The 13,889-nt window shown below is 43.2% G+C and carries 11 protein-coding genes and 1 tRNA gene; 6 read left to right on the top strand and 6 right to left on the bottom strand.

Features of this window, described 5'->3' with window-relative positions:
- The first annotated feature begins 257 nt into the window (after positions 1-257).
- The 3 genes from GVN20_RS17620 to GVN20_RS17610 all read left to right on the top strand — a co-directional run bounded on the left by GVN20_RS17620 (position 258) and on the right by GVN20_RS17610 (position 2,132).
- On the top strand, positions 258-629 hold the full coding sequence (locus tag GVN20_RS17620; protein ID WP_166559591.1) for a hypothetical protein: 372 nt from the start codon (positions 258-260) through the stop codon (positions 627-629).
- Between the two features lie 783 nt (positions 630-1,412).
- Complete coding sequence (locus GVN20_RS17615; protein WP_166559590.1) at positions 1,413-1,745, top strand: hypothetical protein; 333 nt, start codon at positions 1,413-1,415, stop codon at positions 1,743-1,745.
- Positions 1,746-1,754: 9 nt separating this feature from the next.
- Positions 1,755-2,132, top strand: a complete 378-nt coding sequence (locus tag GVN20_RS17610) for a VOC family protein (RefSeq protein ID WP_166559589.1) — start codon at positions 1,755-1,757, stop codon at positions 2,130-2,132.
- Between the two features lie 421 nt (positions 2,133-2,553).
- Here GVN20_RS17610 and GVN20_RS17605 read toward each other — a convergent pair whose 3' ends face one another.
- The 5 genes from GVN20_RS17605 to GVN20_RS17585 form a co-directional block, all read right to left on the bottom strand.
- A complete protein-coding gene (locus GVN20_RS17605) occupies positions 2,554-3,006 on the bottom strand; it encodes a hypothetical protein (RefSeq protein ID WP_166559588.1) in 453 nt (150 codons plus the stop codon).
- Between the two features lie 131 nt (positions 3,007-3,137).
- Positions 3,138-3,211: transfer RNA gene (locus GVN20_RS17600), tRNA-Arg, on the bottom strand.
- A 156-nt stretch (positions 3,212-3,367) separates the two neighbouring features.
- Positions 3,368-4,129 carry an MBL fold metallo-hydrolase gene (locus GVN20_RS17595; RefSeq protein ID WP_166559587.1) on the bottom strand — a complete coding sequence of 254 codons (762 nt, stop codon included), beginning with the start codon at positions 4,127-4,129 and terminating at the stop codon, positions 3,368-3,370.
- A gap of 80 nt (positions 4,130-4,209) precedes the next feature.
- Complete coding sequence (locus GVN20_RS17590; RefSeq protein ID WP_013931087.1) at positions 4,210-4,587, bottom strand: response regulator; 378 nt, start codon at positions 4,585-4,587, stop codon at positions 4,210-4,212.
- A gap of 202 nt (positions 4,588-4,789) precedes the next feature.
- Positions 4,790-8,056 carry a carboxypeptidase regulatory-like domain-containing protein gene (locus GVN20_RS17585; protein WP_229599100.1) on the bottom strand — a complete coding sequence of 1,089 codons (3,267 nt, stop codon included), beginning with the start codon at positions 8,054-8,056 and terminating at the stop codon, positions 4,790-4,792.
- 434 nt (positions 8,057-8,490) lie between these two features.
- On the opposite strand from GVN20_RS17585, the gene rsmI reads away from it, so the two are divergent.
- The 3 genes from rsmI to GVN20_RS17570 are packed head-to-tail and all read left to right on the top strand — an operon-like array spanning position 8,491 to position 11,361.
- Positions 8,491-9,165: a 16S rRNA (cytidine(1402)-2'-O)-methyltransferase gene (rsmI, locus tag GVN20_RS17580; protein WP_166559585.1), complete on the top strand. Its 675-nt coding sequence runs from the start codon at positions 8,491-8,493 to the stop codon at positions 9,163-9,165.
- Positions 9,131-10,483, top strand: a complete 1,353-nt coding sequence (locus GVN20_RS17575; protein ID WP_166559584.1) for a DUF4105 domain-containing protein — start codon at positions 9,131-9,133, stop codon at positions 10,481-10,483. Before rsmI ends, GVN20_RS17575 begins: the two co-directional genes overlap by 35 nt.
- 29 nt (positions 10,484-10,512) lie before the next feature.
- Positions 10,513-11,361, top strand: a complete 849-nt coding sequence (locus tag GVN20_RS17570; protein WP_166559583.1) for an inositol monophosphatase family protein — start codon at positions 10,513-10,515, stop codon at positions 11,359-11,361.
- A 232-nt stretch (positions 11,362-11,593) separates the two neighbouring features.
- Here the strand turns inward: GVN20_RS17570 and katG are convergent, their stop codons facing one another.
- On the bottom strand, positions 11,594-13,828 hold the full coding sequence (katG, locus tag GVN20_RS17565) for a catalase/peroxidase HPI (protein WP_166559582.1): 2,235 nt from the start codon (positions 13,826-13,828) through the stop codon (positions 11,594-11,596).
- Positions 13,829-13,889 lie beyond the last annotated feature (61 nt).

The raw sequence follows: 13,889 nt of genomic DNA, 5'->3' as shown, positions 1-13,889 counted from the left end.
ATTTTTATCGCTCTGAACTTATCCACACTTGGACTACTTTGCCATCATTCGGTGGCTCCCTTCTGCATCATTTTACATTTATAGCTATTTTCTGGAATTCACGTAGAAAAGTAGAATTTTTGTCTTTATTGAGCATAAAAACAGCGAAGGCACTTCAATGTTAAATATAAGGGCGGTTATCCTACGTTTTGAAGCTATATACTCAATTTTATTGCGTATATACAGATGTTAGCGGTCAATTTAGAAAAAGACAGCAAATGGACATATCAATATTTCTTGCTAGATTTTGGGGAGGCTTATTTATTCTTCTTGGTTTGTCATCTATTCTGGCAAACTTTTTGGGGCGAGTCATACAATACACGGCAGACCGGACAATAACAATTTCTACTGGATACATAACTCTGCTATTGGGGCTAGCAACAGTTTCTGCTCATAACTTATGGCTAAAAGACTGGAGAGTTACAATAACAATATTGGGCTGGATGACTTTATTGAAAGGGATTGAAAAGGTTGTGCGGCCTGGGCGTGTGAATGAAATTGCACAAAAGTTCGAGCGGCTTCAAAAATTTTGGGGATTTATTATTCTATTGATTGGTGTTTGGTTTCTTTGGAATAGCTACAGCCAATAAGTTTGAAAACCATATAAAATTTGCATTGACTATAAAACGAACACTAATAGTTTATAATAAAGAAAGAAAGAAAGAAAGAAACAATAAACTACTGCTAATACTGGTTTTGCGTTAGTGGGCGGACAGTGTAAATAGAAACATCTGAGCAATTAACAAACGTTGGTGAAGGCAGACAGTTTACGGTTTAAAAAGCTTAACAACGCAAGGCTCGAAACCGTCAGTCTATGATAAAACTAGTTATGAAGTGAAAGTCTAAATTTTTAATAGTTAATTATCAGTATTTTATAAATCATAAATTGTGATAAAATTGAGTTTTTTCACAGACTGGCGTAAGTGATTAAAGTATATGTTCAGTTTTCAGCAAACGAAAATGGGGTTATTAATAGTGTTAAAGTTATGAAAGGTTATGACACAAATTTTGACAAAGAAGTAATTAGAGTAGTTAAATCAATTCCCGAAAAGGACGTATTTTATAGACACGAAAAGCTTGAAAGAAGAAATTAAAATCTGCCAATAATTTTTAGCAACGACAATAGAAGAAAGTATAATAAATGAGCGACAGAGACGATGGACGAAGAAGCCCAGCCCATAACAGCACCTACCCAAAAGGAGGGGTTTGGTTTTCCAAAGTCAGTTTAGTGGTTAATCAACCATTAGTTTTTCAAATCAAGTTTTGTGGTAAAAGCCCCGCCCTTTGGGTAGCTGCAAAGCGTTAGCGGGCATGCTATAACAAAAACTCATTAGTATAAATAAAATTTGTATTAGAATTAAATATCAAAAAATATGAGTACAACAGAATCTCTATGGTTTGAGGTAGCTATTGTAAGTATTATTTATGCTTTAGGAAACATACTTATGGGACATTTCGAGGAACAAACATCAAAGACTCTTAGAGTTGGAAAATACCTATTGACACTTCTATTGGTTTGTTGTATTTCTATTTACTTCGGCAGAACAGCATCAATGATACTTTTATCACTTTTTATCGTTCCTCTTATATATGTTCACGGGTATTATTTGCCAAAGAAAAAAGGCATCAATGGTTGGACAGGAGAACCGAAAAGCAAATACTATGAATTTCGCAAGTGGGACAAAGACATATTCTCAAAAAAATGAATTATATAAATGAATCTAAACCAAATAACAATACCGTCAATAGACTTAACAAAAGCTATCGCCTTTTATAAATTAATGGGACTTAATCTCATTGTAGAATCACTCCCACATTATGCGAGATTTCAATGTATTGAAGGTAATTCAACTTTTTCAATTCATTTTGCTGAAGAACTTCCCAAAGGCAATGGAGTTTGGGTATATTTTGAATGCGAAAATCTTGACAAGTATGTTGATGAACTCATAAGAAAAGGAATTGTATTTGACGAGATGCCTAATGACAAAAGTTGGTTATGGAGAGAAGCTAGATTGAAAGACCCCGACCATAATCAGCTAATTTTATATTATGCAGGTGAAAACAGGCTAAACCCACCTTGGAGATTGAAATGATAACCGAAAAAAAAACCGAAGAAGCAGAAGCAACCGCGCTTCATTGCAGGAAATTGAAAACACCCTTGTAAAACTGACGGCCATGTATGTCAAAGCATACAACCACGCTGCCGACACCTGTAATTTACTGGAGTTGGATGATTCCCATGCCGCGTTGTTGGATGATAGCTCACGAAGGATGATAAAATCAATGTTAAGGCAACTATCAGTTACTTACCCCTGAATTGTCCAAAATATGAGACGTCAACCGAAACACATTTCTGTTATCATTCAAAGAATATTACAGGAAATTGTTAACAGATGATTTTGAAACTGTTAACAACTTTTAAACAAAAAACCCCTCAAAATTCGCAATTTGAGGGGTTTTTTGTTGTTTTCGTGGACGCAAACAGTATTTGTATGTAAAATAACAATAAGTGTGTTACTTTTTTACTACAGTGAAAGCTTTCACTGTTTCTTTCACCGGATCTAAAAGACCGAACTTTAAACCAACTTGGTCTCCTTCTACTACCTCGTATAATAGATAGCAATTTTTAGTGTTTGGGATTGAAACACAACCTAAAAGCATAGGAGGAGGTGGCACCTCTCCAAAATCACATGAACATTTATCCCTATTACTGGCTTTGTAGCTTACTGCTCTATGCGAAATTTCTTTGATGGTATTTGCAAAAGTAGTGGCCGTAATTTTAAGACCTTGGCTTTTGTCATTTTCTAACATCCATTCACCTATCAGTAATTTTTTTAACTCAGCGACTGATACTTTCTTTTGGTCAAAAGATAATTCATCACCTGGGGGCGGTGGCCCTTGAGCAAAACCAGGCTGAAAAATAAATAGGCTAAAAAGGGAAACCAAGAGGAGAAAAGAAATTTTCATGAGGTTTAATTTAGATACTTTTGTTTATTTTATTTTTATAGTGTTGCTAACCTATTCAAGGTACCTGTTCATAACATTTAAAGCAAAAAACCCGCAAATCAGCGTGATTTGCGGGTTTTTGGGATTTTTTGTGGACGCGTAGGGATTCGAACCCCAAACCTCCTGATCCGTAGTCAGGTGCTCTATCCAATTGAGCTACGCATCCGATTCTTTATATTTTCCGTTGTTTTGGGACTGCAAAGGTAGCTGTTTAAATTTCAATTCCAAACGAAAAATGTGTAAAAGTTTCAAATAATTTGCTTCTATACTGAAAATCAATCGGTTTCGGATTGAAAAAATTTGCACTTTTATTTTTGCTTTGCTACAATCTCAATTTTAAGCCATCGTATCCCAGTCGCACCGTGGGCGGCAGCTCCTTTTCTACGTCGCCGTGTTTGCCCATTTTATGACTGACGTGCGTAAAATAGGTCATTTTGGGTTGCAGCCTTTCCACCATGCCCAATGCCTGCTCAAGTGAATAGTGAGAAATATGTTGATCTCGCTGTAAGGCTCCCAGCACCAGCACGTCCAATCCTTTCAATTTGTGTTGTTCAGACTCCGCAATATGATTTACGTCGGTCACGTACGCGAAGTTGTTTACCCGAAAGCCAAAAACGGGGAGTTTATGGTGTAGCACGTCAATAGGGGTAAAAGTGACGCCTTTGACCTCAAAAGGGTTATTGCTAATTTCGTGTAGTTGGAGGCGGGGAATGCCCGGGTAACGGTGTTCAGCAAAAACGTACTCAAATTCGCGGTGAATTTGCTCCAGTACTTCCGCCCGTCCATATACGGGCATATCACGCTGCTGAAGGAAATTAAACGCACGGACGTCGTCCAGCCCTGCGGTGTGGTCTTTGTGCTGATGCGTGAAGAGTACGGCATCCAATTGACTGATACCTTCCCTCAACATCTGTTGACGAAAGTCCGGGCCAGTATCAACGACAAAGTGATGGCCGCTTACTGCCAAGTGTATCGAAACCCGCAGCCGTTTGTCGCGGTAGTCCAATGAGCGACATACATCGCAACTACAGCCAATCAGCGGTACGCCCGAAGAAGTTCCGGTACCTAGGAGTGTGACAATCATTTTTAAGAAGTGAGGAGCGAGAAGTCAGGAGCGAGTGATGATTTTTATTCATTCTCGCTTCTCACTTCTCGCTTCTGCTATTACTCTTCCGTTAATTCATTTACAATCTCCACGAGGCGGTCAAAGTTGAGTGGTTTTACCAACACATCGTTGAAGCCTGCGGCCTTAAATTCTTCTTCTGAGTAGTTTTTGGCATTGCCCGTGATTGCCACAACCGGCAAGTTTGATTTTTTCTTATCGCCGAGCGCTCGGATGGCTTTTACGCACTCCATGCCATCCATGATGGGCATGTTGATATCGAGCAAAACGATGTCAAAATCTTCTTTGTCTACAATTTGCATTACTTGCTCACCGTTTTTGACGGCTGTAATTTCATAATTTTGAAATTCCAAAATCTTACGGGCTAAGTTTTGGATTACGGAACTATCCTCAGCGATGAGAACGCGCTTTTGCGACATAATGTATTAAGTTTTGGTGGTTTACTGTTTTCCTTGCAAAAGAACAAAGAAAAGCGACACTAAGAAACAGAAAAATTAGAAACAGAAAAACTGAAAAATTCAAAAGGGAGCTTTTTTTTTATTATCCGACGAATTTGGCTCTTTTTCACAAAAAATCCCACGTTTTAGGCGTGGGATTTTTTGATGATAAAAACGGCGATTGCTAGTTGAAAATGTAGCGAATCCCGAACTGACCTTGCCATACGTTGTTTACGTTGATGCTCTTCACAAAAGCATCACGCAACAAGATAGTTTCGCCATTTACAGATTGCGTAGCCATACGATAGGTTGGAACGCCCGTTGCACTGATAGACGCCATTGTCAATGGGTTGGTGGTAGTAGTTGTTTCAGCTACACCCCAGGCATTGTTAATGAGGTTACCTACGTTTAGCACGTCAAAACGCAGGCGGATGATGTTTTTCTTTCCTTTTGCGCCCACCGACACATAAAAATCTTGCTCAACGGTAAAGTCAAAACGAGTCAACCAAGGTACAGTGGCACCGTTACGTTCTGCATATTGACCGCGACGTGATTTCAAATAAGGGTCGTTTTCGATGTAAGCATCAAACGCTGCCGCCTGTTGGTCGGGCGTGAAGGTCTTTCCACCCGCAGTCAAAGTAGCGAAAGTCAAATCGCTTCCTTTGTTAGGTACAAATATAAGGTCGTTGTTCTGACCGTCGCCGTTGATGTCACTTCCTGAAGTATATGAGATTTTGAATCCGCTGTTGGAAACCATACCCAACGTAAACATGGTAGAACCACCCAATTTACCGCCGTAATTCAAACGGTAGTTGAGGTATCCTACAAAACGGTGACGCAAGTCGTTGTCAGACCATGATGGAGTCAAGAAGTTTTGACCCGCAACCGTTGGGATGTTGGCCAATACCGTACTCGCTACTGATTGAATATCTTTCGCTAACGAGTAAGTATAGCCTAACATACCGCTCAAGCCTTTGGTAGCTGTTTTTTCTAATTTAGCCGTGAAAGAGTACGAATAACCTTCTTTCGTGTTGGTCAGGATAAACGCGTTGGTGTTTGCGGAGTTGATAAAACGAGCAGGGTTTACGGCGGCTCCTGACAATCCTGAACCAGGGAAACGACCGCGCGTATCTGGACCGCTCAAAGTTCGGTTGGGACCGTTTAAGTTACCATCAATGTAGCGAAGTGCCTGAATATTCTTGTTGTAGATACCTTCTAATGTTCCGATTAATCCCCAAGGCAATTTTTGGTCAATTGCCAAGTTAGACTTCCAAATGACTGGGTTTTTCAAACCGTCTACCGAGGCGTTGATTACGTACGCAGGCAGTTTAGTGATGTCAGTTGTAGCAGGCTTATAACGAGTAGGATCCAACGTAAACGGATAAGCAGTAGTGTTGGTAAAGTTTAATACTGCGGTGTTTACCCCGTTGTTACCCAATTGGTTTGAGACCAATACTTGCGGAATGCGTGACACGAAAATACCCGTTCCACCTCTGATTTGGGTCGTTCTGTCACCTTTCACATCCAAGTTAAAGCCGATACGTGGCGACACCAAAAGTTTGTTACTTGGAAAAGTACCTGTGCTTACTTTCAAGTCTTTCCCGTTTTCATCTTTGTACGTCAAACCCGCAACGACTGGGTTGTTGAAGTCCTTGGCTAAATCATCATTGTAATCAAACAGGTCAAAACGAACACCACCAGTAACTTTGAATTTGTCATTTACCTGAAACTCATCCTGTACATAAGCTGTGTAGGTGGATTGCTTCAAGGTCTGCAAAGGCTCAGCTCCGTTTGGCAACAACGAATAGCGGTAGTTAAAACGTGCAACTTGTACAGGAGAAGTAGTCAAGTTTGGATCAGCTTTATAGGCCAACGCGGCAGTTTTAAAGTCCGCAATAGAATTAAACACCCATACCCCGTTTGAAGAAGGGAAGAATACGTTGTTTGAAGTAAAGTGCTCATAGGCTAAACCTAGCGTCAAGGTATGTTTCCCTGCAAAGTAGCTCAAGTTATTGGTAAAGTTCAACGTTGAGTAGTTCAGCTTGTTATTGGGTGTAAAAGGGTCAAAACCCGTAGAAGTATAGGTACTTCCGTCTTTCAAAATGTCAATCGTTGGGAAGATTTCGTTCTTGTACTGACGATCTTCATTTTGTTTGTTATACGTAGCGATGAAGTTATTGGCAAATTTACCGCCAAAGTTTGAGTTCAGTTCAGCAACCAAAGAACGAGTATTATCAGCAATCAGATAACCCGTGTTTTCGGGCGAAAGCGCCAACGAAGAGTTCGTACGGTTACCGTTTCCTGCGGTGTTGCTACTGTTACTGTTGCTGATGATGGCCCCCGACTGTGAATTGTGGTGCGAGTAGCGCAACGTCAACTTGTGGTTGTTATTAATGTTGTAATCAAGACGAACCAATCCTTTGGTACTTTTAACTTCGTTGTTAAAGTTGTCGATAGCCCCTGATTCATAATTGAAGTTGGTCTTCATGAAATTGGCGAGATCGGTCAAATCATCGTAAGTAACGCGAGATACGTTACCCGCCGCACCCGCACGAGCCGCCACCCAAGTGGTAGCTGGTGTAGAGCTAGTGAAGTTTTCGAAGTTGGCGAAAATGAACAATTTATCTTTAATGATTGGCGCACCCACGCGGAAACCAAACGTTTTCTCGTTGATGTTCACCGTTGGCAAATCTCTTCCGTCCGCTTTTTTGCCGACTAAGTTGCTGCCTCTTGTAAGAAAGTAGGCCGAACCCGTTACTTCGTTTGTTCCTGAGCGAGTAACGGCGTTGATACCTGCACCCGCAAAACCTGACTGACGTACGTCAAAAGGTGCAATGTTGATTTGTACCTGCTCAATCGCATCCAATGATACGGCAGTAGTTCCAGTACGTCCACCTGCCTGAGCTGAAGAACCCAATCCAAAACCATTGTTAAACACTGCACCGTCGATGGTGAAGTTGTTAAGGCGGCTATCCTGACCCGCAAATGAGCGACCGTTGCTGTAAGCATTGTATTTGGTAATATCATCAATGGTACGACCGATGGTTGGCAAGCTGTTTACGGCGTTGAGGCCCAATGTTGTAGCCGCACCCGTACGTCCTGAAGAGAAAATATCCGAACGACCGCTGGTTACCACAATTTCCTGAATCTCTTTGCCATCTTCAACCAACGAGAAGTTTGCATCAGCAGAAGCACCTAAGTTTGCAACAATGTCTTCTTTAGATTGTTCTTTAAAGCCAACAAAAGTAACCGTAACTTTGTAGGGTCCACCTACCCGCACGGAGGGTAATACATAACGTCCTTTTTCATTGGTAACGGTTCCGTATTTTGTTCCAGAAGGTAAGTGAGTAGCTACGATGGTAGCGCCCGGAAGCTCTGCTCCTTTATCATCTTTTACAATACCCCGAATTGAAGAAGCCGTAACTTGGGCTTGTGCTGCTGGTAAAACCATAAAAAGAGAAGCAACGACTGCGAAAAGTGCAATTATTACCCTCTTCCTTTGTAAATGTTTAACATTCATAAATTTGGGAATTTTGGTTAGAATTGTGTTTGGTAAAATCAGTTGGTTGATGTCAAAAATCGCTGCAAAGAAACAAGAAAATTATGGGACAAACAAAAGCACTTTGGAAAGAAAATAGTACGTTAGCGGACCTAAATGCCTGATTTATTGGAATAATACATTTTTTTATCGTTTTTTTTCCAAATCCTTTGTTTAAATAATTGTTAACAACATTTTTGCCCCTATTTTGACCTTAAAATGGCTTTTTTGTCACAAAAAAGCAAAACATAAAGCCAAGTGTAAACCAATAAAACATATTTGTTAACACCTTGAAATCGTACAAATTGCCCTAATTCAATAAATGACGTCATAAATTAACATATACAGTGAATCCAAAACTTTATCTGGTCCCTACGCCCATCGGCAACTTAGAAGATATAACTCTGCGCGCCATCAATATGTTGAAAAGTGTAGATGTTATTTTGGCCGAAGACACCCGAACGTCGGGGCATTTGCTCAAACATTTGGGCATCAGCAAACCTTTGCAGAGCTATCATATCCATAACGAGCACCAAACAGTGCAGCGAATTATTCAACGCATTCTGAAAGGTGAAAACATGGCGCTGATTTCGGATGCGGGTACGCCAGCGGTATCTGACCCTGGTTTTTTACTGGTACGTGAATGCCTCAAAAACGGCATCGACATCGAATGTCTGCCCGGGCCTACGGCTTTTGTACCCGCCTTGGTCAATTCAGGACTGCCCACCGACCGCTTTACTTTTGAAGGTTTTTTGCCTCACAAAAAAGGCCGCCAAACGCGCCTTACTGAACTAAAAGAAGAAGAGCGCACGATGATTTTTTACGAATCGCCACACCGCCTGCTCAAATCGCTCCAACAGTTTGTGGAGTACTTCGGAGCCGACCGGCAAGCCTCCGTTTCCCGAGAATTAACAAAACTTTATGAAGAAACCATCCGTGGAACTTTAACAGAAATTATTGCTTATTTTGCCGAAAAAACAATCAAAGGTGAAATCGTTATTATCGTTGCAGGAAAACCATAAAACCATAGGGGCAGGTCCGGAGCGGCAGCCGATTGCGTCTGCCCAAGGCCTTGGGTCTGCCCATTTTACCCGTATATCTGCCCATTATCGTATGTTTAACAACTGCATTATCTCTGTTCTTGGGCATGTTGCTGTCCGAACAATCTCCTGTCTGATTATATTTTTCTTAACACTTTCTGCGGTATACTCTCCCCTCTTTGCCCAATCCCTGAGCAGGGATGCCAAAGTAAGCCTCATCACGGTCTCGCCAGGAGAAGAATTATACAGCAGCTTTGGCCACAATGCGCTTTGGGTTTCTGACCCCATGCAGGGCATCGACAAAGTCTATAATTATGGCACTTTTGATTTTAGAACCGAGGGGTTTTATATCAAGTTTATGCGCGGCACCCTTCCGTATCAGTTGTCGGTTTCGCCGATGTACTACACGATGTACGGCGCACAAGCCGAAAATCGTAGCGTAACGGAGCAGGTATTGAATCTTTCGCAAAACCAAAAACAAAAACTGTACGATTACTTGGAGAACAATTACCTTCCCCAAAATCGACAGTACGCTTATAAATTCTTTTACGACAACTGTGCAACGCGCCTGCGGGATGCGCTAAAAGCGGCCTGCGGGGATAGTTTAGTTTTCAGCCGTAACACTATTGAAAAAGAGGGTATGTTAAAAAGCTTTCGGTGGTGGATGAACAAGTATTTAGGGGAAAAACCTTGGGCAAAATTTGGAATGAATCTCGCCATTGGTTTGCCTTCCGATAGAAAGGCACTCGTTCAAGAAGAAATGTACTTGCCTGATAATTTGAAACTGCACATGGAATTAGCCACCATTGGCGGACAAAAAGCCGTCTTAGAACATAAAGGCTTATTCACCAAGACGCAGAAAGAAACAAATACCAACGCATGGGAGATGCTTTACAGCCCAATAACAATCTTCGCTCTTTTGGGAATTTTAATCCTTCTTTTTACCAACCTACAACAAAAAAAAGCAAAAGTAAACTTCCTATTTGACAAGATTTTCTTTGGCCTTATCGGTTTCGCTGGTTGGATTTTGTTACTACTATGGATTGCTACTGACCACGGAGTAACCGCTTGGAACGTAAATTTGCTATGGGTATTTCCCTTTCATTTGCCACTTATCTTTTTCCTCAAGCATCCCGTAGGAAAAAAGTTTGTTACGATAAGTCTAATTTCTGCTATCCTTGCGGTTGTTTTTTCTGTCCTCGACAATTTTCTAGTGGGAGATTCCGCTATTCCTTCGGGCGCAAGCGTTTTTATTATAAGTCTCATTGCACGCCTCAACTTTCTCCGCAAACGCGTTTAAGCCATCCTAATTTATCAATTACAAATACCATGAATCTCGAACTTATTACCCACCAAACCATAGAAATTGTCCGCGAAGCGGGAGCATTTATCAAACACGAAGCCGCCAAGTTTGACCGCTCGTTGACCGAGTACAAAGCCGCCAACAACCTGGTGTCGTACGTAGACAAAGAAACAGAAAAGCTGTTGGTGACGGGCCTACGCCAAATCTTGCCCGAAGCAGGTTTTATCACCGAAGAAGGCACCGCTGGCGAAGAATCAAATCCCGACGAGCTGTATTGGATCATTGACCCACTCGACGGCACAGCCAATTTCATCCATAGTTTGCCCGTGTATTGCGTCAGTGTGGGATTGGTAAAGAATAAAATTCCTATTGCGGGCGTCATCTATCATTTAGGAACCGAGGAGCTATTCTACGGTTGGCAAGGCGGCGGTGCGTGGACGGTCAACTTACGGTATATGCTTGGCGGATTACCGTTGGACAACGCTTTTCTCCAGGGTGCAACTCGCCTGAAAGTTTCGGCAGCCACCACCCTCGGCGACAGCCTATTGGCAACGGGATTCCCGTATTATAAGTTTGAAAAACAGGACCGATACCTCAAAGTGCTAGAAACGCTCATGCAAAGTTGCCACGGACTACGGCGTATGGGTGCAGCGGCCATTGACTTAGCCTACGTAGCGGCGGGTCGTTTTGAGGCCTTTTATGAGTACAATCTCAACTCTTGGGACATGGCCGCTGGTGCGCTCCTTATATTGGAAGCAGGCGGTCAAATTACCGATTTTTCGGGCGGTCAAGAATGGCTCTTTGGTGGCGATGTCATTGCGGGTTGTGCGGCTCAAGCCGAGCTTTTAGAAGTAATTAAAAAACATTGGGCCTAACAAGGTCAGACTTTCCAAGTTTTCCGAACACTTGGGAAATATCAATCTCTCCAAATTTTCCGAGCAATTTTAAAATAACCGCAAGAAATACCGCATTTTACAGAGACAACTATCAATTGTTATCATAAAAGACAGTCTCATCATTTCTTTAGACTTATCGAAAATAAAAGAGGTGGCTCGTTGCCGAGCCACCTCTTGGTAGGTATATAACATGGCACTGAAATCAGGCCAATTAGAAACGGTCGAGGTTCATCACCTTGTTCCACGCTGCCACAAAGTCCTTTACGAACTTCTCTTGCCCATCTCCGCATCCGTACACTTCCGCCAAGGCACGAAGCTCCGAATTTGAACCGAAAATCAGGTCAACTCGGGTGCCCGTCCACTTGAGTTCGCCAGTTGAGCGGTCACGGCCTTCAAACACGTCTTGGTGAGGTGAAGCCGCTTTCCATGTCGTACGTAAATCAAGTAGATTAACGAAGAAATCGTTGGAAAGTGTCTCTGGGCGCTTGGTAAACACTCCATGTTTAGAAAAACCGTAGTTGGTATTCAAAACACGCATACCACCCACAAGAACGGTCATTTCGGGTGCGGTCAGAGTCAACAATTGTGCTTTGTCAATCAACATTTCTTCGGCTGAAACCGTGTATTTGGTCTTAGCGTAGTTGCGGAAACCGTCGGCTTCTGGCTCAAGAACGGCGAATGATTCCACATCGGTTTGCTCTTGAGAGGCATCAGTACGTCCAGGTGTGAAAGGAACGGTCACGTCATAACCGGCCTTCTTTGCTGCATGCTCAACACCCGCACATCCACCCAACACGATCAAGTCAGCAAGAGATACCTGCTTACCACCCGACTGCGTGCTGTTGAATTCCTGCTGAATGCCCTTAAGTTTATCAAGTACATTCGTCAAAAGACCTGGGTGATTAACGTCCCAATCTTTCTGTGGAGCAAGGGCAATACGGGCACCGTTTGCGCCACCACGTTTGTCGGAGCCACGGAAAGTAGAAGCCGACGCCCAAGCAGTTGATACCAATTGAGACACCGACAGGCCCGAAGCAATAATGCTTGCTTTCAAGGCAGTGATGTCCTGCTCGTCAATCAGTTCGTGCGTAACGGCAGGAACGGGGTCTTGCCAAATCAGCTCTTCTGAAGGTACTTCTGGGCCGAGATAACGAGCGATAGGGCCCATATCGCGGTGAGTCAATTTAAACCATGCGCGGGCAAATGCGTCGGCAAACTGATCGGGGTTCTCATGGAAACGTCTTGAAATCGGTTCGTAAATAGGATCTACTCGCAAAGCGATGTCGGTCGTAAACATCATAGGCGCATGACGCTGCGCGGGGTCGTGGGCATCAGGCACGCTACCGAGGCCCGCCCCATTTTTGGGTGTCCACTGCTGCGCTCCAGCTGGGCTTTTGGTAAGTTCCCATTCAAATCCAAACAAGTTGTCGAAATAGTTGTTGTCCCATTGCGTTGGATTGGTGGTCCATGCGCCTTCCAAACCGCTAGTGATGGTGTAGACACCATTGCCGCTGCCGAAAGAGTTTTTCCAACCAAGGCTTTGCTCTTCAATGCCTGCTCCTGCGGGCTCGCGACCCACGTATTTGCCTGGGTCGGCCGCACCGTGGGCTTTACCGAAGGTGTGTCCACCCGCAATCAGCGCCACCGTTTCTTCGTCATTCATTGCCATGCGGCCAAACGTTTCGCGAATATCACGGGCCGCCGCCAGCGCATCAGGGGTGCCGTTAGGGCCTTCTGGATTTACGTAGATGAGCCCCATCTGAACGGCTGCAAGCGGGTTTTCCAATTCACGGTCGCCAGTATAGCGTTTGTCGCCCAACCACTCGGTTTCTGAACCCCAATAAATATCTTCTTCTGGTTCCCAAATATCCTCACGACCGCCTCCAAAACCAAAGGTCTTGAAGCCCATCGACTCAAGGGCACAGTTGCCAGTGAGAATCATCAAATCAGCCCACGAAATCTTTCTGCCGTATTTTTGTTTGATTGGCCACAGCAACAAGCGCGCCTTATCAAGGTTTCCATTATCGGGCCAGCTGTTTAGAGGGGCAAAGCGAAGGGTACCTGAACCTGCGCCGCCTCGTCCGTCAGCAATACGGTAGGTGCCAGCACTGTGCCACGCCATCCGAATAAAAAATGGACCGTAGTGACCGTAGTCGGCGGGCCACCAGTCCTGAGAGGTTGTCATGAGCTCAAAGATATCTTTCTTCACCGCAGCTAGGTCAAGGCTCTTGAACTCTTCAGCGTAGTTAAACGACTCACCCATTGGATTAGAAAGGGCAGAGTTTTGACGGAGGATGTTCAATTTTAGTTGATTTGGCCACCAGTCACGGTTGCTAGTACCACCGCCAGCGCTTGGCTTTTTCTTGGCAGTTCCATTGTGAAACGGACACTTGGCTTCCCCGTTAACATCGTAAGCTGATGTGCCTGAAGCTGTATTATTTTCCATTTTTCTTAATTAATAAAATGTTTAGTAAGTTAATTTGCAGTGATTTTTGGTTGCTTATCAG

The organism is Runella sp. CRIBMP (assembly GCF_009905605.1).
Taxonomy (GTDB): domain Bacteria; phylum Bacteroidota; class Bacteroidia; order Cytophagales; family Spirosomataceae; genus Runella.
The sequence above is the reverse complement of the archived record's forward strand: the minus strand, read 5'-3'. Positions and strand labels throughout refer to the sequence as shown.

Coding starts and splice junctions, on each gene's coding strand:
- katG (WP_166559582.1), bottom strand. CDS start 13,828: ATGGAAAATAATACAGCTTCAGGCACATCAGCTTACGATGTTAACGGG.
- GVN20_RS17595 (WP_166559587.1), bottom strand. CDS start 4,129: ATGATTGTCACACTCCTAGGTACCGGAACTTCTTCGGGCGTACCGCTG.
- GVN20_RS17615 (WP_166559590.1), top strand. CDS start 1,413: ATGAGTACAACAGAATCTCTATGGTTTGAGGTAGCTATTGTAAGTATT.
- GVN20_RS17605 (WP_166559588.1), bottom strand. CDS start 3,006: ATGAAAATTTCTTTTCTCCTCTTGGTTTCCCTTTTTAGCCTATTTATT.
- GVN20_RS17570 (WP_166559583.1), top strand. CDS start 10,513: ATGAATCTCGAACTTATTACCCACCAAACCATAGAAATTGTCCGCGAA.
- GVN20_RS17620 (WP_166559591.1), top strand. CDS start 258: ATGGACATATCAATATTTCTTGCTAGATTTTGGGGAGGCTTATTTATT.
- GVN20_RS17610 (WP_166559589.1), top strand. CDS start 1,755: ATGAATCTAAACCAAATAACAATACCGTCAATAGACTTAACAAAAGCT.
- GVN20_RS17585 (WP_229599100.1), bottom strand. CDS start 8,056: ATGGTTTTACCAGCAGCACAAGCCCAAGTTACGGCTTCTTCAATTCGG.
- GVN20_RS17590 (WP_013931087.1), bottom strand. CDS start 4,587: ATGTCGCAAAAGCGCGTTCTCATCGCTGAGGATAGTTCCGTAATCCAA.